This window comes from Desulfomicrobium macestii (assembly GCF_014873765.1).
In the GTDB taxonomy this organism is placed as follows: Bacteria; Desulfobacterota; Desulfovibrionia; order Desulfovibrionales; family Desulfomicrobiaceae; genus Desulfomicrobium; species Desulfomicrobium macestii.
The window spans coordinates 16,183-33,107 of the sequence record NZ_JADBGG010000006.1 but is presented as its reverse complement, the minus strand read 5'-3'; the positions used below and the strand labels follow the sequence as shown (position 1 = coordinate 33,107).

Sequence of the window (16,925 nt, the reverse complement as noted above, 5' to 3'; positions counted from 1 at the left end):
TACGGGTTATTGAGTACGCTAGGTCATCGGCGATGGCGATTTTTCCGCAGAGCGCGATGCTTCAAAATGATTCAGGATTTGAGAGAGGTTCGACAGCCGTTTTTTGGCTTGAATTTGTTTTAAAGGGACACATTTCATGCTCACGATACTCCAAGAAAAGGATACCGATCTGCTCCTGCAACGGGCTGCCCGGCACCTGTGCCAAAAGCTTCGGGATGCTCTGGCCGTGCACGCCGCCGTGAACATCGCGGTGCCCGGCGGGAGAAGCGTTGTGAAGATTTTCGACGCGATGCGTACGGAGGCGCTCGATTGGCACCGGGTGCATTTCTTCATCATTGACGAGAGACTTGTTCCCATCGATCATCCCGACAGCAATTTTGGGCTGCTCCGGGATCATCTCGTCACGCCTCTGGCGCGGGAAGGCAAGATTTCTCCGGAAAACGCCCACCCCTTCATCCTGGATACGACCGCGACGGATCGCGGAACACTGGCCTATGAAGAGGTGCTCGCGGGGCAGGGATTCCGCTACGACATCATCCTGCTCAGTTCCGGCGAGGACGGCCACGTCGGGGCCCTGTTTCCGGGGCATCACTCCGTGACGGACCCGCATCACGGCTTTATCGTCATGGACGACTCGCCAAAGCCGCCTCCGGAACGGATGAGCTCTTCCCTGTCGCTCATGCTCACTGCGCGGACCGGGGTTCTTCTTTTCACCGGCGAAGCCAAGCGCGAGGCCTTCAAAAAGTTCGGCGACGCCACGATTCCGGTCTCGGCCTGTCCTGCCAGGCTTGTGACCGGAATGAAGGACGCGACGGTGTTCACGGATCAAATTCACGAATGACGCTGGCTCACATGTGTTTTGTTAGTTGTCTTTAAGTTTGTATTATTGCCATATCGGTAGTTTTTTTGTTTCGACTTGGCTTGTTGCATGTTGACAAGGGTCGATTTTGCGGGATAGGTGGGTGTCAATATATTAGTTATGTCTAATTTATAGTGCACGACCCAAGGGCTAGGCGCCGGGGTCAATGACCATTTTTCATGGGGCACTCCGTCTGGAGAAAGACGCAAGCATGCGCAAGGCATCAATATCGCATCGTGCCTGGCAGCCGGGTGTTGTCGCGAAAAGAGGGGGTTTTTGGATGAAGATCTCAGCTGCGGAAAAGGAACGCTCTGTGCAGCGTTCCGGGAACTCTGGCCTTTGCCGGTCCCACACTTTTATGTCCCGCCAGGCGGAGGAGAGGGGGCCTAAGTCATGTATGGATGGAGACTGCAGGGGCGGAAAATGCAGCCCCAGGTGTCCGTCCTACGATCTGTGCAAGAAACGGGTGCTCATCGTTGGCGGCATCGAGCGCATGGAGAAGTCCTATCGCAGGCTGATCGAGGAGCGCGGCGGCGTGTTCGAATATCACGCCGGACACATGAAGTCGGGGGGCAAGGGGCTCGAAAACAGCGTGCAGCGGGCGGATCTGGTCCTTTGCCCGGTAAACTGCAACAGCCACGGCGCTTGTCTGAAGGTCAAGAACCTGGGCAAGAAGTTCAAGAAACCCGTGCACATGCTCAGCAACTTCAGCCTGAGCGCAGTGGCCCGCACCATGGAACAACTGCATGGCGTGAATTGAGAAGATCGAAAAGCACGCTCAAAGCCTGGCTGGGCAGATGAAAAATTTCCGGGCGGTTTCGTGAGAAGCCGCCCGGAAATTGTTTATGGGGTTTTTGTTGGTGCGTCCGCGCGATGATGGCCGTCAGGCCTCCGAGTCCGGGAACCAGCTTGTGGTGCGGTTGGCGTATTTGACCAGGGCCAGCATGACCGGAACTTCCACCAGCACGCCGACGATGGTGGCCAGGACCACCGGGGAAGATGCCCCGAAAAGGGTGATGGCCACGGCCACGGCCAGTTCGAAGAAATTGGACGCGCCGATCATTCCCGCCGGGGCGGCGATGCTGTGGCAGAGTTTGAGTTTTTTGCCCGCAAGGTAGGCCAGAAAGAAGATGAGCACGGTCTGGATGATGAGCGGGACGGCTATGAACAGGATGTGCAGCGGATTGCCGAGGATCACCTCGCCCTGGAAGGAGAAGATGAGCACCAGGGTCAGGAGCAGGCCGACGATGGTGGCATTGTTGAATTTGGGGATGAAGGTGTTGTTGAAATAATCCAGTCCCTTGCTTTTTATGACATGGTTGCGGGTCAGCACGCCGCCTGCCAGGGGGATGACAACGAACAGGACCACGGAGAGGAGCAGGGTGTTCCAGGGAATGGTCACGCCGCTGATCCCCAGCAAAAAAGCCACGATGGGGGTGAAGGCGACCAGGATGATGAGGTCGTTGGTGGCCACCTGGACCACGGTGTAGGCCGGGTTGCCCCTGGTCAGATGACTCCAGACAAAGACCATGGCCGTGCACGGCGCGGCCCCGAGCAGGATGGCTCCGGCCAGATAGTCCTTGGCAAGTTCATGCGGAATGAAGGGCCTGAAGACGACGAAAAAGAAAAAGCCCGCGATGGCGAACATGGTGAAAGGCTTGATCAGCCAGTTGACGACCCAGGTCAGGTACAGCCCGGTCGGATTTTTGCCGACGTTTTTGATACTGGCGAAATCGACCTTCATCATCATGGGGTAGATCATGAACCAGATCAGCACAGCGATGGGAATGGAGACCTTGGCGTATTCGAACTTGCTTAAAAATGCCGGGACAGCGGGCAAAAAATTGCCAATGAGCACGCCCGCGACCATGCACAGGGCGACCCAGAGGGTGAGGTTCTTCTCGAAAAAGCTGATTCCGGCGGTGGTTTCTTTCTTCATGTGGCTCATGTCTCCTTCTTGTCCTGTCTGTGGTGGGCTCGCGCCAGATGGTGAATACATATCCGCATAGGTGGATATGTCAATGCAAAACTTGCCGCCTGGCGCATGAGGCATGAGCGACAGGCGCGCTGGCCAAGACGGGTTGCCTCAAAGAGATTGGCTCAGACCGGCAGGAACGGACGGGCGATAAAGTAGAAGCCCATGAGGCCGATCAGAATTCCGGCAATTCGCCGGAAAGCCGTGCCCCCGCGTTGCCAGGAGGTGTTGGCCATGAGACGGCGAACCAGGGCGGTGGAGCTGCCGGCGATGACGATGGGGATGCAGTGCCCAAGGCCGAAGAGGACGATGAGCAGGATGCCGGTCGCGATCTTTTCCTGCACCGTGATGACGGCCAGGATTGGCGCGATGAAACCGAAAGTACAGGAACCCGACAGGACGCCGTAGGCCAGGCCGAGCACGAAAGCCCCACCCATGCCGCGCAGTTTGAAACGGCCCATGAGGTTTCCGCCCATGGAGCATTGGGCGACGCCCAGCATGTCCATGGCCACCCACAACAGAATGAGCCCGACGACGATGGTCCAGTACGGGCCTACGTCGCCAAGCATCCGTCCGAGCCAGGCGCAGATCACGCCGATGGCGGCGATGGTCAGGAACAGCCCGGTGGTGAAGAGGATCGCATAGAATGCTGCCTGACGACCTTCGACCAGTTTGTTCTGACCAGCCACGTAGCCGACGATGAGGGGGATGGAGGCCAGGTGGCAGGGGCTGAACAGCACGCTAACCACGCCCCACAGAAAGCAGCCCAGCGCTGCCAGGCCCACGCCGGACCCCATCCACTCGTGGATAAGGATCAGGAACTGGTCCATTATTCCACCCCGAGCTTGGTCAGAACCTTGATGATCTCCTCTTTGGAAAAGTATCCTTCGTGGCGCATGACTTCCTTGCCGTCCTTGTCATAGAAGATCTGGGTCGGGATGGCGCGAAGACCGAATTTCGGGGTCTCGTCCGGGTTTTTCCAGACGTCTATGAAGACGATGGCGGCCCGACCTTCGTATTCCTCGGACAAGGACTCGATAACCGGAATCATCATCTTGCACGGGATGCAGGCTTTTGCGCCAATATCGACCATGGTGACCATGCCCTTGATGGGAACTTCCTGGGGGGCTCCTGAAATGAGCGGAGAGGGAGCGGCCACGGCCTGTGATGCTGCGATCAGGAAAAACAGGGCGAGAAAAAGGCGAAAGATTTTCATGGAAACCTCGGAGAAAGGGTTGCTCGAATGCCGTTTGAAACAAATGGCATTTTGCTTCGCTTCAGCGCATCTGGTTTAAAGTTGGAGACAAATGCCAAAAGTCGCCGGTGAACCTGATCGTCATTCCCGTGAACGTGTGCCGGACATGGCCCGGCATTGGCTTGAAATTCATGCCTTTCAGGTCATTGCACATGAATTTCCGTTTTTCAGGGGATGACGACTTTCTGCCATGACGTCCTTCCAGGGGACGTCGCATTTTGCAGGGACCGCAAAAGATGGCGTGGTGACGGCGATGCTCCGGACCGAAAGCGTGTTACGCGGTCAGCCAGGCTACGACATCGGCCTTCTTTGGCACCTTGCCCATGACCTTGACCGTGCCGTCCACGGCCACTGCGGGGGTCGTGAACACTCCGAATTTTGAGATTTCGGTGAAGTCCGTGACTTTCTCCAGGCTTGCCTCCACCCCTGATTCGGCAATGGCAGCTTCGACGATCTTGAATGTTTCCGTACATTTGGGGCAGCCAGGACCCATAACGTGAACTTTTTTCATGACGACTCCTTGAACAGTTGAAGTTACGAATGGCCTGACGGCCAAGAATCAGTTTGTCTGAACGGCCTTGAAAAATTTAAAATTTGCAGGCCGGTTATCAACGGCCTGCCAGCCTGTCCCGGGCCGTGAGCACCGAGTCCAGGCAATGAAAGAAATTCAGGACACAGGGCACGCGCAGGCGGTAGAAAACCTGTTTGCCCCTTTTCTCGTCCTGCAAGATACCTGCGTCCTTCAGGATCGAGAGATGCTTGGAGACCGTGGACAGATCGCGGTCGGCCAGGTCACGCAGCTCGCGAACGCAGCGTTCGCCGCGCGAGAGCTCCTCGATCATCATGAGGCGGGTCGGGTGCGCGAGAGCCTTCATGACCTTGGCGCGAGCCTCGAAATCTTCCCTGGTCGGGCACAGGTGCACGAGCATGTGCGTCTCCTTTTTTTAATTGGCAATATTGCCAAGCGTTGTTTGCGTCAATTTTTTTCCCGTCTTTTTTCCTTCCCTGGATAACTTCAAGGCAGCCCGGCAAGATCGGTCTCGCACTCTTGACGAAACGCTGATCCTTGCATACTTGGTCATTTGTGCAAACGTAGGAGCTACCATGAAGGCTGAAGACAGAAAGTTTTTCGAGGCCAAGGCCGCCGTGCTCAAGGCGCTGGCTCACCCGACCCGCTTGTGGATGGTCGAGCATCTGGAATCCGGGGAAAAGTGTGTCTGCGAATTCGCGGAACTCATCGACGCGGATTTTTCCACCGTATCCAAGCATCTGACCGTGCTCAAGCAGGCAGGCATCGTGCAGGACGAGAAAAGGGGCAAGCAGGTGTATTACAGCCTCAAGGTCCCGTGCGTCCTGAATTTCATGCATTGCGTGGAGGCCGTGCTTTCGACGCGCGCCATGGAACAATTATCAATGACCGGCCAGTCTGCCCGGCCAAAACTCAAGTAGAGGTTGATCATGAACTGGAGAGAAGAGTGGAAGCCCCTGGCGGTCATTGTCGCGGTTTTCCTGGCCTGCTTTTATCTGCCCGTGGGCGTGCCGCGTTTTGACAACGCCATCCTCGAAGCCTTTCATCTCGTCAAATGGTACGCTCAGGAACACGTGCTGCTGTGCCTGATTCCGGCATTCTTCATCGCCGGAGCCATCTCGGTCTTCGTCAGCCAGGGCGCGGTCATGAAGTATCTCGGCGCCAAGGCCAACAAGGTCTTGGCCTACGGTGTAGCCGCCGTCTCGGGCACCATCCTGGCCGTGTGTTCCTGCACGGTGCTGCCGCTTTTCGCGGGCATCTACCGCATGGGCGCGGGCCTTGGACCGGCCTGCGCGTTCCTCTATTCCGGGCCGGCCATCAACGTGCTGGCCATCGTCATGACGGCCCGCATCCTGGGGCCTGAAATGGGCATCGCCCGCGCCGTGGGAGCCATCCTTTTCAGCGTGGTCATCGGCCTTTTGATGCACTTTTTCTTCCGCAAGGAGGAGGCCGAACGGCAGGTCATTCAGATGGCGCAGATCGAGGAGGAAGTGAAACGCCCTCTGTGGCAGAACGCCCTGTATTTCGCCTCCATGGTCGCGATTCTGGTTTTCGCCAACTGGGGCGCTCCCCAGACGGATTCCGGATTGTGGGCCACCATTTTCGGGGCCAAGTGGATGCTGACCTCTGCATTCTCGGTGGCCTTGGGCGTAATGCTTGTGCGTTGGTTCGATGTGAAGCTTTGGAAAGTGGGTACCGCCGCCATCCCGGTGGTTCTTCTGGCGGTTTTCTTTCCCGGCCAGCCGCTTTTGGCCTTCACGGCCGGAGTCATCGGCCTGTCCGCCTTCACCAGCACCGATGAAGGCGAGGTCGGGGACTGGTTCTCCTCGTCCTGGGGGTTTGCCAAGCAGATCCTGCCGCTACTGCTCTTCGGCGTGCTTATCGCGGGAGCTTTGCTTGGCCGGGTCGGCAACGAAGGCCTCATCCCCTCGCAGTGGGTGGCCAGCGCCGTGGGCGGCAATTCCTTCTGGGCCAATTTTTTCGCCTCCTTCGCCGGGGCCTTCATGTATTTCGCCACCCTGACCGAAGTGCCCATCCTGCAGGGCCTCATCGGCGCGGGCATGGGCAAGGGCCCGGCCCTGGCCCTGCTGCTGGCCGGTCCGGCGCTGAGTTTGCCCAACATGCTGGTCATAAACAGCATCATGGGCGTGAAGAAGACGGTTGTTTTTGTGAGTCTGGTCATCGTCATGGCCACGTTTTCGGGTCTTTTATACGGGTCGATCTGGGGATGACGCCGGGTTTTTGCGAAACGATTCGGGCTTGTTGAAAACTCATCCCCGGGAGGACTTTTTTCATGATCTACTGGAACGCCGACCCCATCGCCGTGAGCGTTGGGCCCCTGTCCGTCCATTGGTACGGCTTGTTTTTCGCCGCCGCATTCATCGTCGGATTGCAGATCATGGGGCGCATCTTCATACGGGAGGGGCGCTCCACCGACGACCTGGATTCCCTGTTGGGCTTTGTGGTCGTCGGCGCCCTGGTCGGCGCGCGGCTCGGGCACTGCCTGCTCTACGATCCGGTCTATTACCTGTCGAGCCCGCTGCTGATCCTCAAGATATGGGAAGGCGGGCTGGCCAGTCATGGCGGCGTGATCGGGATTCTTGTGGCCGTGGGTGTTTATGCCCGTCGCAGCGGCATGCGCTTCTGGTGGCTGCTGGACCGCATCGCCGTCCCCGCGGCGTTGGGCGGCGCGTTCATCCGCATCGGGAATTTCATGAATTCCGAAATAGTCGGCATGCCGACCATCGTGCCCTGGGCCGTGATTTTCGAACGCCTCGACCCGCTGCCCAGGCATCCTGTGCAGTTGTACGAGGCCGCGGCCTATCTTTTGATCTTCATCGTTCTTCTCCTGGCTTATCGGGTGCGAGACCTGCGCGACCGCCAGGGCCTGCTGGCCGGCATCTTCCTGGCTCTGGTTTTTGCCGCCCGCTTTGTCCTCGAATTCTACAAGATGCCCCAGGCGGCCTACGAGTACGGCCAGTTCTTGACCGTGGGCCAGTGGCTGAGCGTGCCCTGCGTGCTGGTCGGATTCTGGCTTCTGTTTCGTGCATTTCGCGGGCAAGGGCAGAGCACAAAACGGCATTGATCACGAAGAAGCTTGACCCTGGCCGGTGAAGGGGCAATAAGTGATCATGGTCACTTCTTCTCAACGCCCCGATTCTTCAGTAACGCCTCCTGTCCTGGATCAGTCCGCTCGATCAGGAAATACGGGCTTCGTCACCGCCGTGCGCGGCAGCGTCGTGGATGTTTCTTTCACCTCCGGCCTGCCTGCCATCCGGAACATTTTGCGTACGGGGAAGGACGGGCGCATCGTCATCGAGGTCATGTCCCACCTTGACGAAGAGCACGTGCGCGGCATCGCCCTGACCCCGACCCAGGGCCTGGCCCGGGGCATGGTCGCCCATGACACGGACGGCCCTCTGATGGCACCCGTGGGGCCTGGACTGCTTTCGCGCATGTTCGACGTTTTCGGCAACGCCCTGGACCAGGAGGGCGAAGTGCGCGACGTTTCCCCGCGCAGCGTCCACAATCCACCTCCATCCCTGTCGCGGCGTTCCACCAGAACAGAGATCTTCGAGACCGGGATCAAGGTCATCGACGTGCTGCTGCCCCTGGAGCGGGGCGGCAAGGCCGGGCTTTTCGGCGGGGCGGGGGTGGGCAAGACCGTCCTTCTAACCGAGATGATCCACAACATGATCGGACATCACGAGGGGGTCAGCCTGTTTTGCGGCATCGGCGAGCGCTGCCGCGAGGGCGAGGAGCTGTACCGCGAGATGAAGGATGCCGGGGTGCTGCCGAACATGGTCATGGTCTTCGGGCAGATGAACGAGCCGCCGGGCAGCCGGTTTCGCGTCGGCCACGCTGCCCTGACCATGGCTGAGTACTTTCGCGACGACGAACGCCGCGACGTGCTTCTGCTCATCGACAATATTTTCCGTTTCATTCAGGCCGGGTCGGAAATTTCGGGCATGATGGGTCAGATGCCGTCCCGCCTGGGCTACCAGCCGTCCATGGGCACGGAGCTGTCGCAGCTGCAGGAGCGCATCGCCAACACCGACACCGGCAGCATCACCTCCATCCAGGCCGTCTATGTCCCGGCCGACGATTTCACCGACCCCGCAGCAGTGCACACCTTTTCCCATCTTTCGGCCTCCATCGTCCTGTCCCGCAAGCGGGCCGGCGAAGGTTTCTATCCGGCCGTGGATCCGCTGGAATCCAACTCCAAGATGGCCACCCCGGGTGTTGTCGGCCAGCGCCATTACTCTGTCGCCCGCCAGGTTCGCCAAACCTTGGCTCAATACGAGGACTTGAAAGACATCATCGCCATGCTCGGTCTGGAGCAGCTCGCGCAGGAGGATCGCCTTGTGGTCAATCGCGCGCGGCGGCTGGAGCGTTTTTTGACCCAGCCTTTTTTTACCACCGAGCAGTTCACCGGGCTTCCGGGCGCTTTCGTTTCCCTGGATGCGGCGCTCGAAGGGTGCGAGCGCATTCTTGACGACGAGTTCAAGGACTATCCCGAGAGCGCCCTGTACATGATCGGTGAAGTAGACCAGGCCAAAGATAAAGTCGCCGGGAGCAAGGAGCAGGAGGACCGTGATGGAAATGCGTCTTAGGATTCTGCTCCCGTTCAGGGTTTTCGAAGATGTGGGGGCCTTGCGCATCGTGGCCGAAAGTCGCGACGGCTCCTTCGGCATCCTGCCGAGGCGACGGGATTGTGTGGCCGCGCTTTGTCCCGGCATCCTGGTTTACGAAACAGAACAGACGCAGGAGGTCTACGTCGCAGTGGATGAAGGCGTGCTGACCAAGACCGGGCATGATGTCGTGGTCTGCGTACGCAACGCCATCGCTGGGCAGGATCTGGGGCAGTTGCGCCGGGCTGTGGAAGAGGAATTCATGCATCTGGACGAAGAGGAGCAGGAGGTGCGCCGGGCCCTGGTGAGAATGGAAAGCGGCTTGATCCGCCGCATGGCCGGGTTTTACCGTGACTAGTCACGAAAATCCGCAAAAGCCGGATCTGGAGCGAGAAGTCGACGTGCGGGCCAGACGCAAGCTGCGGGCCAAAAAACGAGCCGGGAACGAGGTTTGGTTTGGGCTCGGGATGATGGGAATCATCGGCTGGTCGGTGAGCATCCCGACCCTCCTGGGTGTGTTTATGGGTTTGTGGCTGGACCAGAATTACCCGGGCGGAAGGTCCTGGACCCTGGCCCTGCTCGTGGCGGGTCTGGCCTTGGGCTGCTGGAACGCCTGGTACTGGGTGGCCAAAGAGGATCGGGCCATCCGCGAGGAGCAGAAAGACGATGATACATAGCGATTTCGCGCTGGCCCTTGCCGCCGGCCTTTGTCTCGGAGCCTTCTTTTTCGGCGGCCTGTGGTGGACCACCCGCAGGGCCTTGGCCTCAAGCCATTCCGCAGCCTGGTTCATGGGAAGCTTCGTGGTTCGTACCGGCGTCACTCTGGGCGGGTTCTACCTGGTCGGCGACGGGCGCTGGGAGCGCCTGGCGGCCTGTCTGCTCGGGTTCATCATAGCGCGCATGGCTGCAACGCGGCTGACCAAGAGCTGCATGAATGGAGGGAAGTGATGCGTATCAGCCCCGATGCCATACTCCTGTGGCAGTACGGATTTGTGAAGATAAATGCCACCATCGTCTTCACCTGGGCTCTCATGCTGGCCATGACCCTGGCGTCGATACTCATCACCCGCCGACTGTCCAGGAGCGATGATCGCTCGCGCTGGCAGAATCTGCTCGAGATCGTGGTCACGGCCCTGGACAGGCAGATTCGCGAAGTCGGCATTGCCCGCTCCAGGGAATATCTGGATTTTCTGGCGACTCTTTTTCTTTTCGTGGCCCTGGCCGCCCTGTGCTCCGTCATCCCCGGCTATGCCGCGCCCACGGCTTCGCTTTCCACCACCGCGGCCCTGGCCCTGTGCGTGTTCGTGGCCGTGCCGCTGTACGGCATCCGCAAACAGGGAGTGCGTCGTTATCTGGCCTCCTATGCCCAGCCGACTCCGTTCATGCTGCCTTTCAATGTCATCGGCGAGCTTTCCCGCACCATGGCCCTGGCCGTGCGCCTTTTCGGAAACATGATGAGCGGGGCCATGATCGCGGCCATCCTGCTGCTGGTCACCCCGTTTTTCTTTCCCATCGTCATGACCGCGCTAGGTCTTCTGACCGGCATGATCCAGGCCTATATTTTCTTCATCCTGGCCACGGTATACATCGCGGCCGCCACCAGCGTCTCGGACCGCAGGGAGACAACCAAATGATTACAAAGGAGAGAACATGGACAGCATGACCCTCATTGCCGTAGCCTCCATCATCACCGCCGGCCTGACTACGGGCATCGGCTGCCTGGGCCCGGCCCTGGGCGAGGGACGGGCCGTGGCCCAGGCCCTGACCGCCCTGGCGCAGCAGCCCGACGCCTCCATGACCATCACCCGCACCCTCTTTGTCGGCGTGGCCATGATCGAATCCACGGCCATCTACTGCTTCGTGTTGTCCATGATCCTGCTCTTCGCCAATCCGTTCTGGACCCATGCCGTCGGGCAGGCAGCGGGGCAGTAGCCATGCTCATCGACTGGTTCACCGTCGGCGCGCAGGTCGTCAATTTTCTCGTCCTGGTCTGGCTCATGAAGCGCTTTCTATACAAGCCGATCCTTGGTGCCATCGACGCCCGCGAGGAGCGTATCGCCAAGGAGTTGGCCGATGGCGAGCGGATGCAGGCCGAAGCCGCCCGGGAGCGGGAGGAATTTAAGCGTCAAAAAAAGGTATTGGAAGACACCCGCGAGGAGTTTCTGGAAACGGCCAGAAATGAAGCTGGGGACGAACGACAGAAGCTCTTGGGCCAGGCGCGGGAGGAAGCCGAAGCCGAGCGCGCAAGGCAGAGCAAGGCCCTGAAACGGGACCGTGACTGCCTGCTCGATGAGATAGCGCGGCGCACGCGGGAGGAAACCTATGCCATTGCCCGCAAGACCCTGTCCGACTTGGCAGGGGCGAGCTTCGACGAGCGCGCCAGCCAGGTCTTCGCGGAACGGGTTCGCTCCATGGACGAGCCTGCGCGTTCCGATCTGGTGACCGATGCCAAGTCCGGACCGCTTCGGGTGCGCAGCGCTTTTGAATTGTCCGAAGAAAGCAGGGCCTCGGTGCGTTCAGCCCTGGAGGAAGTCCTGGAGGGAAGCGCAAAGGTGCACTTTGAAATCGATCCGGACCTCATCGGCGGCATCGAGATCCTGACCGGGAACCGCAAGATTTCCTGGAGCATAGAGGAATATCTGGCCCGGATGCAAAAGAGCATGGACGAGCTGTTTTCCGCTTCCGAAGCTGTTGCTCCCGCAGGCGAGGGGAGGGGCGCATGACCTGTTCCCTCGCCGGCACCCTGGACAGGACCTTTCAGAACCTGCGCAAGGCTCGCGAGGATTTTATCCCGACGCATGACGCACGGGAGATCGGCAGCATCATCAGCGTCTCTCCTGGCATCGCACGGGTGTCGGGTCTGCCGGGAGTCGAATTCGAGGAGATGCTGGCCTTTCCGGGACGAATTTTCGGCATCGCCTTCAACCTGGACGCAGAGGAGATCGGCGTGGTGCTCCTTGGCGATCACGGGCATCTGCGCGCGGGCGACACCGTGGAGCGTACGGGGCGGGTCATGGACGTGCCCGTGGGCGACTTGCTGCTGGGCCGGGTCATCGACCCGCTCGGTCTCCCTCTGGACAACCTGGGGCCGCTGGTCAGCGAAAAACGCCTGCCCATCGAACGCCCGGCTCCGCCAAACATGGATCGCGCGCCGGTGACCGAGCCGCTGATGACCGGCATCAAGGTCGTCGACGCCCTCATTCCCATCGGACGCGGGCAGCGCGAACTGATCCTTGGCGACCGCCAGACCGGCAAGTCGGCCATTGCCCTCGACGCCATTCTCAACCAGCACGACAAGAACGTCGTCTGCGTCTATTGCACCATCGGGCAGCGCGCAGCGGCCACGGCCAAGGCGGTGGCCATGCTGAAGGAGAAGGGGGCCATGCGCTACACGGTGGTGGTTGTGGCTGAAGGCGGCGATCCGCCGGGCATGTCCTACATCGCGCCCTACGCGGCCACCAGCATTGCCGAACACTTCATGGAACAGGGACGCGACGTGCTCATCGTCTACGACGACCTGACCCATCACGCCCGATCCTACCGCGAGCTGTCTCTGCTGCTGCGCAGGCCTCCGGGGCGCGAGGCCTTTCCCGGCGACATATTCTACATCCATTCGCGGCTGCTGGAGCGGGCCACACACCTGCGTCCGGAACGTGGAGGCGGCTCCCTCACCGCACTGCCCGTCATCGAGACCGAGGCCCAGAACATGGCCGCCTACATTCCCACAAACCTCATCTCCATCACCGACGGGCAGATCAGCCTCTCGCCCACGCTGTTCCATCTTGGCGTGCTGCCGGCCGTGGATGTCGGTACGTCGGTTTCGCGGGTGGGCGGAAAAGCCCAGCGCGCAGCCTACCGCGCGGTGGCCGGGGACCTGAAGCTGGCCTACGCGCAGTTCGAGGAGCTGGAGAGCTTTGCCCGTTTCGGGGCGCGCCTCGACGACGCCAGCCTCGAAACCCTGGAGCATGGACGGCGCCTGCGGGCCTGTTTGCGGCAACCGGAATTCGCCCCTGTGCCCATGCCGGAGCAACTGGCCGTGCTTCTGGCCCTGACCTCGGGCCTGTTCCGCGCTGTCCCGCTGCAGCGTATGGCCGAAGCCGAGCAGGCCGTGCGTCAGGCTGTGGCTTCGGTATCCGGGACCATGCTGGAACGTCTGGAGCATGAAGGCCTGGCGGACGATGACCGGGCCGCCCTGGTCCGCATGGCCCGGCAGGCACTACTCGACGCGGGGCTGACCCGGTCATGAGCGACACCGCTGTAGGCCTGCGCCGTAAAATCCGCAGTGCCGGCGACCTGCATTCCGTGGTTCGGGCCATGAAGGCCATGGCCTCGTCCAATATCGTCCGCTACGAGCAGGCGGTCCAAGCCCTGGAGGAGTACGCCCAAAGCGTGAATCTGGGGCTTGGTCTGGCGCTGCGCGAAGCGGGGCGACAGTTTGCCGCCAATGCGGGAGGCATGGCCGGCGGCGGGGGGGCGATGGGTGTGATCGTGCTCGGCTCGGACCAGGGCCTGGTGGGGCAGTTCAACGAGGCCGTGGCGGAGCAGGCCCAAAAATTCCTGGCGGGTCTGCCGCAGACTCCCGTTGTCTGGGCTATGGGCGAGCGGGTTCAGGGTTTTCTGCAGGAGGCGGATCTGGATGTCGCCGGGCTGTTCCCGGCGCCGAACACGGTGGAGGCCATCACCCCGCTCATCGGGCGCATCCTGGCCGAAGTCGAGTCCAGGCTCGGCTATGACGCGCAGGTGCATCTTTTTCATAACTGCCAAAACGCCAGCACCCAGTGCGTTCCCCGTCACCTGCAGCTGCTGCCTCTGGATAGGGGGTGGCGGCAGCGCTACGGCAGTATGGCATGGCCCACAAAAAGCCTGCCAGAGATCACGGGCGATCCGGAGCGCACTCTGCGCGCACTGGTGCGTGAATATGTTTTCGTGTCCCTTTTCCGGGCCTGCGCCGAATCCCTGGCCGGAGAGAACGCGAGCCGCCTGGCGGCCATGCAGCGGGCGGAGAAGAACATCGAGGAGCTGCTGGCCGATATGTCCGGGGCTTTTCACCGCCTGCGCCAGGCCGGGATCGACGCGGAACTTTTCGACGTCATCGCGGGTTTTGAAGCCCTGTCGCAGGAGGGGGCCAAGTCCTAACCGCAGCTTGGCAGCGCTTTAAAAAGAACTGCTCGCGCAGCTGCCTGGGCGGGGGACAATTCAGCTCTCTTCGGCCAGCCTGTCCACCGGAAGAATCTGTTCGGCCTGGCCCTCGTGCAGATAGAACGCTCCGAGCAGACCGTCATCGATGGGACTGCCGTACAGGCCGCGTTTCAGTGCGGAGATCTCTTCCGGCAGATAGCGGCCGTACATCTTGATGGGGAGCTCCGGAATGTGGACCGTGGGCGAAGACGCGAGGGCCAGCATGTATTCGATCAGATAGCTCGCGTTCTGCCCCAGGGGGCCCCGGTATTTTTGCCTCTGCCGCAGTCGCAGTACGCGCAGTTCATGGATGGATCGGCCGAACTCCGCCTCCATGAGTTCTTCCGGTGTAGTCAGAATGAGCTCGATGCGTACCGAATCCGCGCCTTGTTCCACGTAACCGGCTATATTGCGCCGTATCTCGTCTCGGTCCAGGCCCCGCCTGCGGGCCACGTCCCAATCCATTTCGGCAAGCCTGGCGGTCAGCACGTTCGCGGGAGGAAGGGCAACATCCAGCAGCAGATTTACGGCGTTGTAGTTGCCGGTGTGCTTTTCAATTTCTGCGATATGCACCCCTGCTTCGTTCCCCAGCATGTCCGGAAGGCGGTCAAGGGTTTCCTGAGGCGCTATAATCTTGAAACCGACGATGTCGTTTATGGTCAGGGATTCGGCGCCGATATGGATGGTTTTGTCCATGAAACTGCAAGCCACGGCTTCCTCAGCCTGTACAAAATCGTTCTGCATAGCCTCTTTCGAACTCAAAAGTTCGTTAAGCGGCACACCCGCCTGCGCGGCACGCAGTTCGGCTAAGTGACGGGCCTTGCTTCGGATTTCCCTGTACAGGGCTTCCACCAGCCTGAACGAAACCTTTTCCGCCACACGGGCCATGCGTTTGATGCGGCCCAGCGCCAGCAGGTGAGAGTCCAGGTCGGTGATAACCAGGGCATCGATGGGCAGGTAGGGGAAGAAATATTTGGGGTTCTGGCGATAGCTGTACGCCAGTTCAGCCATTCGCGGAGTGAGTGCGCCGAGATGTGCGATAATACGTTCGCGCAGTTCCTGCTTGAACCGGACTCGCCGTGCGTGCAGTTTGGAACCCCAAAATCCTCCCAGCAGGCGCAGGATGCGTTCGCTGATCACGGCGGAAATGGCGCTTTCATACACGAATATGCGAGTCAGCGTTTCTCCGTCGTCAGGATGGAAATCGTCGTTCATCCAGCGCAGGGTCAGCTCGAAAAGCTCGTCGCGATGGGTCATGGCGGTCAGGTACATTGAGCCTCCAGGTGTCCCGGGCGCCGATGGCATCAGCAAGGGGCCCGGGCCGCTTTCGTTTTTTATCCGAATGCGGAGTGCCTGTCGAACTGGGGCTGTTTCAGGGCGTGCGAACGTCCCGGAGGAGGATTTTCGGCCGGTTCGCCGAACCCCTCTAGCTGCCGAGTTCGTCCAGGGAGGCGGTAAAGAGGTCCTCCTTTTCGTGCTGGTTCCAATAGTCCCTGATGCGCTCGATTTCATCCCTGATGGAAATGAACAGATTCGTCAGGCGCGGCTCGAAATGCCCCGCGTTGTCCCGGATGTATTCCATGGCCTTGTCCACGCTCCAGGCTTCCTTGTAGGGACGCTCCATGGTCAGGGCATCGAAGACGTCGGCGATGGCCGAGATGCGGGCCGATTCGGGGATGTCCTCCCCCTTGATGTTTTGCGGATAGCCGCCACCCAGCCAGCGTTCGTGATGGGAGAGGGCGATTTCCGCGGCCATCCGGAAGACAGGCGCATCGCTGACCGAGAGAATCTTGTGCCCGACGGTCGTGTGTTCCCGCATGATGACCCATTCCTCATCCGTGAGCTTGCCGGGCTTTTTCAGGATGGCGTCGGGAGTGCCGATTTTCCCCGAGTCATGCATTGGCGCGGCCAGGAGCATCTGCTCCTGCTCTTCCACGGTCCACCCGGCCGCCTTGGCCAGAGCGCGGGCGTAGGCGGCCATGCGCCAGATGTGCACGCCGGTGTTGTCGTCGTTGTAATGGCCGGCCTGTCCCATCATGTAGATCGCGTCCTTTTGTCCCTGGCGGATCGCGGCCACCTGTGTTTCCACGGTTTTTTCGCAGGTCCGCTGCTGGTCGGCCAGGGCCAGGTGCGTTTTTACCCGGGCCTGGACTATGGGCGGCGAGAAGGGTTTGGCGATGTAGTCGATGGCGCCGACATCAAAGCCCCTGGCCTCGTCCTCGACTTCGGTCATGGCGGTGATGAAAATGACCGGAATCCTTGCCCAGGATTGCTCCGACTTGAGTTTGCGGCAGACCTCGTAGCCGTCCATGCCAGGCATCATGATGTCCAGCAGGATCAGGTCGGGCCGGGCATCGCGCACAGCTTCGAGCGCTTCCAGGCCGCTCATGGCCACGCTGAGTTCATATTCGTCTCCGAGCACGCCCACCAGAAGGTCGATGTTGGACTCCGTGTCGTCCACGATCAGGATGACGGGTTTTTCAACGCGGCTGGTCATG

At 60.3% G+C, this 16,925-nt stretch carries 22 protein-coding genes; 15 read left to right on the top strand and 7 right to left on the bottom strand.

Annotated elements, in window-relative coordinates; all coding sequences use genetic code 11:
* Positions 1-136 precede the first annotated feature (136 nt).
* Together pgl and H4684_RS20555 are read left to right on the top strand one after the other, a co-directional pair.
* The gene (gene pgl, locus H4684_RS05455; protein ID WP_092192733.1) at positions 137-841 is read left to right on the top strand and encodes a 6-phosphogluconolactonase; all 705 of its coding nucleotides are present in this window, start codon (positions 137-139) and stop codon (positions 839-841) included.
* 415 nt (positions 842-1,256) lie between these two features.
* Entirely contained in the window at positions 1,257-1,619 is a 363-nt protein-coding gene (locus tag H4684_RS20555; RefSeq protein WP_225940263.1) for a DUF2325 domain-containing protein, read from the top strand.
* A 123-nt stretch (positions 1,620-1,742) separates the two neighbouring features.
* Here the strand turns inward: H4684_RS20555 and arsB are convergent, their stop codons facing one another.
* From arsB to H4684_RS05435, 3 genes are all read right to left on the bottom strand, one after another.
* On the bottom strand, positions 1,743-2,798 hold the full coding sequence (gene arsB, locus H4684_RS05445; RefSeq protein WP_092192965.1) for an ACR3 family arsenite efflux transporter: 1,056 nt from the start codon (positions 2,796-2,798) through the stop codon (positions 1,743-1,745).
* Positions 2,799-2,959: 161 nt separating this feature from the next.
* Positions 2,960-3,664, bottom strand: coding sequence for a cytochrome c biogenesis CcdA family protein (locus H4684_RS05440; protein ID WP_192623092.1), 705 nt, complete (start codon positions 3,662-3,664; stop codon positions 2,960-2,962).
* On the bottom strand, positions 3,664-4,050 hold the full coding sequence (locus H4684_RS05435) for a thioredoxin family protein (protein WP_192623091.1): 387 nt from the start codon (positions 4,048-4,050) through the stop codon (positions 3,664-3,666). The genes H4684_RS05440 and H4684_RS05435 overlap by 1 nt, the downstream gene beginning before the upstream one ends.
* Positions 4,051-4,141: 91 nt before the next feature.
* Between H4684_RS05435 and H4684_RS20945 the strand changes: the two genes are divergently transcribed.
* Positions 4,142-4,267 carry a hypothetical protein gene (locus H4684_RS20945; RefSeq protein ID WP_264080937.1) on the top strand — a complete coding sequence of 42 codons (126 nt, stop codon included), beginning with the start codon at positions 4,142-4,144 and terminating at the stop codon, positions 4,265-4,267.
* Positions 4,268-4,363: 96 nt separating this feature from the next.
* On the opposite strand, the gene H4684_RS05430 is transcribed toward H4684_RS20945, so the two are convergent.
* On the bottom strand, positions 4,364-4,600 hold the full coding sequence (locus H4684_RS05430; RefSeq protein ID WP_092192725.1) for a thioredoxin family protein: 237 nt from the start codon (positions 4,598-4,600) through the stop codon (positions 4,364-4,366).
* Positions 4,601-4,697: 97 nt separating this feature from the next.
* Entirely contained in the window at positions 4,698-5,018 is a 321-nt protein-coding gene (locus H4684_RS05425) for an ArsR/SmtB family transcription factor (protein ID WP_192623090.1), read from the bottom strand.
* Positions 5,019-5,193: 175 nt separating this feature from the next.
* On the opposite strand from H4684_RS05425, the gene H4684_RS05420 reads away from it, so the two are divergent.
* The 12 genes from H4684_RS05420 to H4684_RS05365 all read left to right on the top strand — a co-directional run bounded on the left by H4684_RS05420 (position 5,194) and on the right by H4684_RS05365 (position 14,385).
* The gene (locus H4684_RS05420) at positions 5,194-5,538 is read left to right on the top strand and encodes an ArsR/SmtB family transcription factor (protein WP_192623089.1); all 345 of its coding nucleotides are present in this window, start codon (positions 5,194-5,196) and stop codon (positions 5,536-5,538) included.
* 9 nt (positions 5,539-5,547) lie between these two features.
* Positions 5,548-6,849 (top strand): permease, encoded by a 1,302-nt coding sequence (locus tag H4684_RS05415; protein ID WP_092192718.1) that lies wholly within the window; start codon positions 5,548-5,550, stop codon positions 6,847-6,849.
* A 62-nt stretch (positions 6,850-6,911) separates the two neighbouring features.
* Positions 6,912-7,703 (top strand): prolipoprotein diacylglyceryl transferase, encoded by a 792-nt coding sequence (gene lgt / locus H4684_RS05410; protein WP_192623088.1) that lies wholly within the window; start codon positions 6,912-6,914, stop codon positions 7,701-7,703.
* A gap of 46 nt (positions 7,704-7,749) precedes the next feature.
* Positions 7,750-9,231: a F0F1 ATP synthase subunit beta gene (gene atpD, locus H4684_RS05405; protein WP_192623087.1), complete on the top strand. Its 1,482-nt coding sequence runs from the start codon at positions 7,750-7,752 to the stop codon at positions 9,229-9,231.
* On the top strand, positions 9,215-9,607 hold the full coding sequence (locus H4684_RS05400; protein WP_225940261.1) for a F0F1 ATP synthase subunit epsilon: 393 nt from the start codon (positions 9,215-9,217) through the stop codon (positions 9,605-9,607). Before atpD ends, H4684_RS05400 begins: the two co-directional genes overlap by 17 nt.
* Entirely contained in the window at positions 9,600-9,926 is a 327-nt protein-coding gene (locus H4684_RS05395; RefSeq protein ID WP_092192713.1) for an AtpZ/AtpI family protein, read from the top strand. Before H4684_RS05400 ends, H4684_RS05395 begins: the two co-directional genes overlap by 8 nt.
* Positions 9,916-10,197: an ATP synthase subunit I gene (locus H4684_RS05390; RefSeq protein WP_092192711.1), complete on the top strand. Its 282-nt coding sequence runs from the start codon at positions 9,916-9,918 to the stop codon at positions 10,195-10,197. Before H4684_RS05395 ends, H4684_RS05390 begins: the two co-directional genes overlap by 11 nt.
* The gene (locus H4684_RS05385) at positions 10,197-10,883 is read left to right on the top strand and encodes a F0F1 ATP synthase subunit A (protein WP_092192709.1); all 687 of its coding nucleotides are present in this window, start codon (positions 10,197-10,199) and stop codon (positions 10,881-10,883) included. The genes H4684_RS05390 and H4684_RS05385 overlap by 1 nt, the downstream gene beginning before the upstream one ends.
* A 16-nt stretch (positions 10,884-10,899) precedes the next feature.
* Positions 10,900-11,181, top strand: coding sequence for a F0F1 ATP synthase subunit C (locus H4684_RS05380; protein ID WP_092192707.1), 282 nt, complete (start codon positions 10,900-10,902; stop codon positions 11,179-11,181).
* Between the two features lie 2 nt (positions 11,182-11,183).
* Positions 11,184-11,972, top strand: coding sequence for a F0F1 ATP synthase subunit delta (locus H4684_RS05375; protein WP_092192705.1), 789 nt, complete (start codon positions 11,184-11,186; stop codon positions 11,970-11,972).
* Positions 11,969-13,495 (top strand): alternate F1F0 ATPase, F1 subunit alpha, encoded by a 1,527-nt coding sequence (locus H4684_RS05370; protein ID WP_192623086.1) that lies wholly within the window; start codon positions 11,969-11,971, stop codon positions 13,493-13,495. The genes H4684_RS05375 and H4684_RS05370 overlap by 4 nt, the downstream gene beginning before the upstream one ends.
* Complete coding sequence (locus tag H4684_RS05365; RefSeq protein WP_192623085.1) at positions 13,492-14,385, top strand: F0F1 ATP synthase subunit gamma; 894 nt, start codon at positions 13,492-13,494, stop codon at positions 14,383-14,385. Before H4684_RS05370 ends, H4684_RS05365 begins: the two co-directional genes overlap by 4 nt.
* A gap of 60 nt (positions 14,386-14,445) precedes the next feature.
* On the opposite strand, the gene H4684_RS05360 is transcribed toward H4684_RS05365, so the two are convergent.
* Both H4684_RS05360 and H4684_RS05355 read right to left on the bottom strand, forming a co-directional pair.
* On the bottom strand, positions 14,446-15,699 hold the full coding sequence (locus H4684_RS05360; protein WP_192623084.1) for a hypothetical protein: 1,254 nt from the start codon (positions 15,697-15,699) through the stop codon (positions 14,446-14,448).
* Between the two features lie 154 nt (positions 15,700-15,853).
* The gene (locus tag H4684_RS05355) at positions 15,854-16,924 is read right to left on the bottom strand and encodes a response regulator (protein ID WP_092192697.1); all 1,071 of its coding nucleotides are present in this window, start codon (positions 16,922-16,924) and stop codon (positions 15,854-15,856) included.
* Position 16,925 lies beyond the last annotated feature (1 nt).

Bases quoted from the DNA above. Each gene is read 5' to 3' on its own strand.
- arsB (WP_092192965.1), bottom strand. From the start codon at position 2,798: ATGAAGAAAGAAACCACCGCCGGAATCAGCTTTTTCGAGAAGAACCTC.
- H4684_RS05375 (WP_092192705.1), top strand. From the start codon at position 11,184: ATGCTCATCGACTGGTTCACCGTCGGCGCGCAGGTCGTCAATTTTCTC.
- H4684_RS05355 (WP_092192697.1), bottom strand. From the start codon at position 16,924: ATGACCAGCCGCGTTGAAAAACCCGTCATCCTGATCGTGGACGACACG.
- H4684_RS05415 (WP_092192718.1), top strand. From the start codon at position 5,548: ATGAACTGGAGAGAAGAGTGGAAGCCCCTGGCGGTCATTGTCGCGGTT.
- H4684_RS05425 (WP_192623090.1), bottom strand. From the start codon at position 5,018: ATGCTCGTGCACCTGTGCCCGACCAGGGAAGATTTCGAGGCTCGCGCC.
- H4684_RS05360 (WP_192623084.1), bottom strand. From the start codon at position 15,699: ATGTACCTGACCGCCATGACCCATCGCGACGAGCTTTTCGAGCTGACC.
- H4684_RS05420 (WP_192623089.1), top strand. From the start codon at position 5,194: ATGAAGGCTGAAGACAGAAAGTTTTTCGAGGCCAAGGCCGCCGTGCTC.
- H4684_RS05435 (WP_192623091.1), bottom strand. From the start codon at position 4,050: ATGAAAATCTTTCGCCTTTTTCTCGCCCTGTTTTTCCTGATCGCAGCA.
- H4684_RS05385 (WP_092192709.1), top strand. From the start codon at position 10,197: ATGCGTATCAGCCCCGATGCCATACTCCTGTGGCAGTACGGATTTGTG.
- H4684_RS20555 (WP_225940263.1), top strand. From the start codon at position 1,257: ATGGATGGAGACTGCAGGGGCGGAAAATGCAGCCCCAGGTGTCCGTCC.
- H4684_RS05365 (WP_192623085.1), top strand. From the start codon at position 13,492: ATGAGCGACACCGCTGTAGGCCTGCGCCGTAAAATCCGCAGTGCCGGC.
- H4684_RS05380 (WP_092192707.1), top strand. From the start codon at position 10,900: ATGGACAGCATGACCCTCATTGCCGTAGCCTCCATCATCACCGCCGGC.
- atpD (WP_192623087.1), top strand. From the start codon at position 7,750: ATGGTCACTTCTTCTCAACGCCCCGATTCTTCAGTAACGCCTCCTGTC.
- H4684_RS05430 (WP_092192725.1), bottom strand. From the start codon at position 4,600: ATGAAAAAAGTTCACGTTATGGGTCCTGGCTGCCCCAAATGTACGGAA.
- H4684_RS05440 (WP_192623092.1), bottom strand. From the start codon at position 3,664: ATGGACCAGTTCCTGATCCTTATCCACGAGTGGATGGGGTCCGGCGTG.
- pgl (WP_092192733.1), top strand. From the start codon at position 137: ATGCTCACGATACTCCAAGAAAAGGATACCGATCTGCTCCTGCAACGG.
- lgt (WP_192623088.1), top strand. From the start codon at position 6,912: ATGATCTACTGGAACGCCGACCCCATCGCCGTGAGCGTTGGGCCCCTG.
- H4684_RS05400 (WP_225940261.1), top strand. From the start codon at position 9,215: ATGGAAATGCGTCTTAGGATTCTGCTCCCGTTCAGGGTTTTCGAAGAT.
- H4684_RS05370 (WP_192623086.1), top strand. From the start codon at position 11,969: ATGACCTGTTCCCTCGCCGGCACCCTGGACAGGACCTTTCAGAACCTG.
- H4684_RS20945 (WP_264080937.1), top strand. From the start codon at position 4,142: ATGCCAAAAGTCGCCGGTGAACCTGATCGTCATTCCCGTGAACGTGTG.
- H4684_RS05390 (WP_092192711.1), top strand. From the start codon at position 9,916: ATGATACATAGCGATTTCGCGCTGGCCCTTGCCGCCGGCCTTTGTCTC.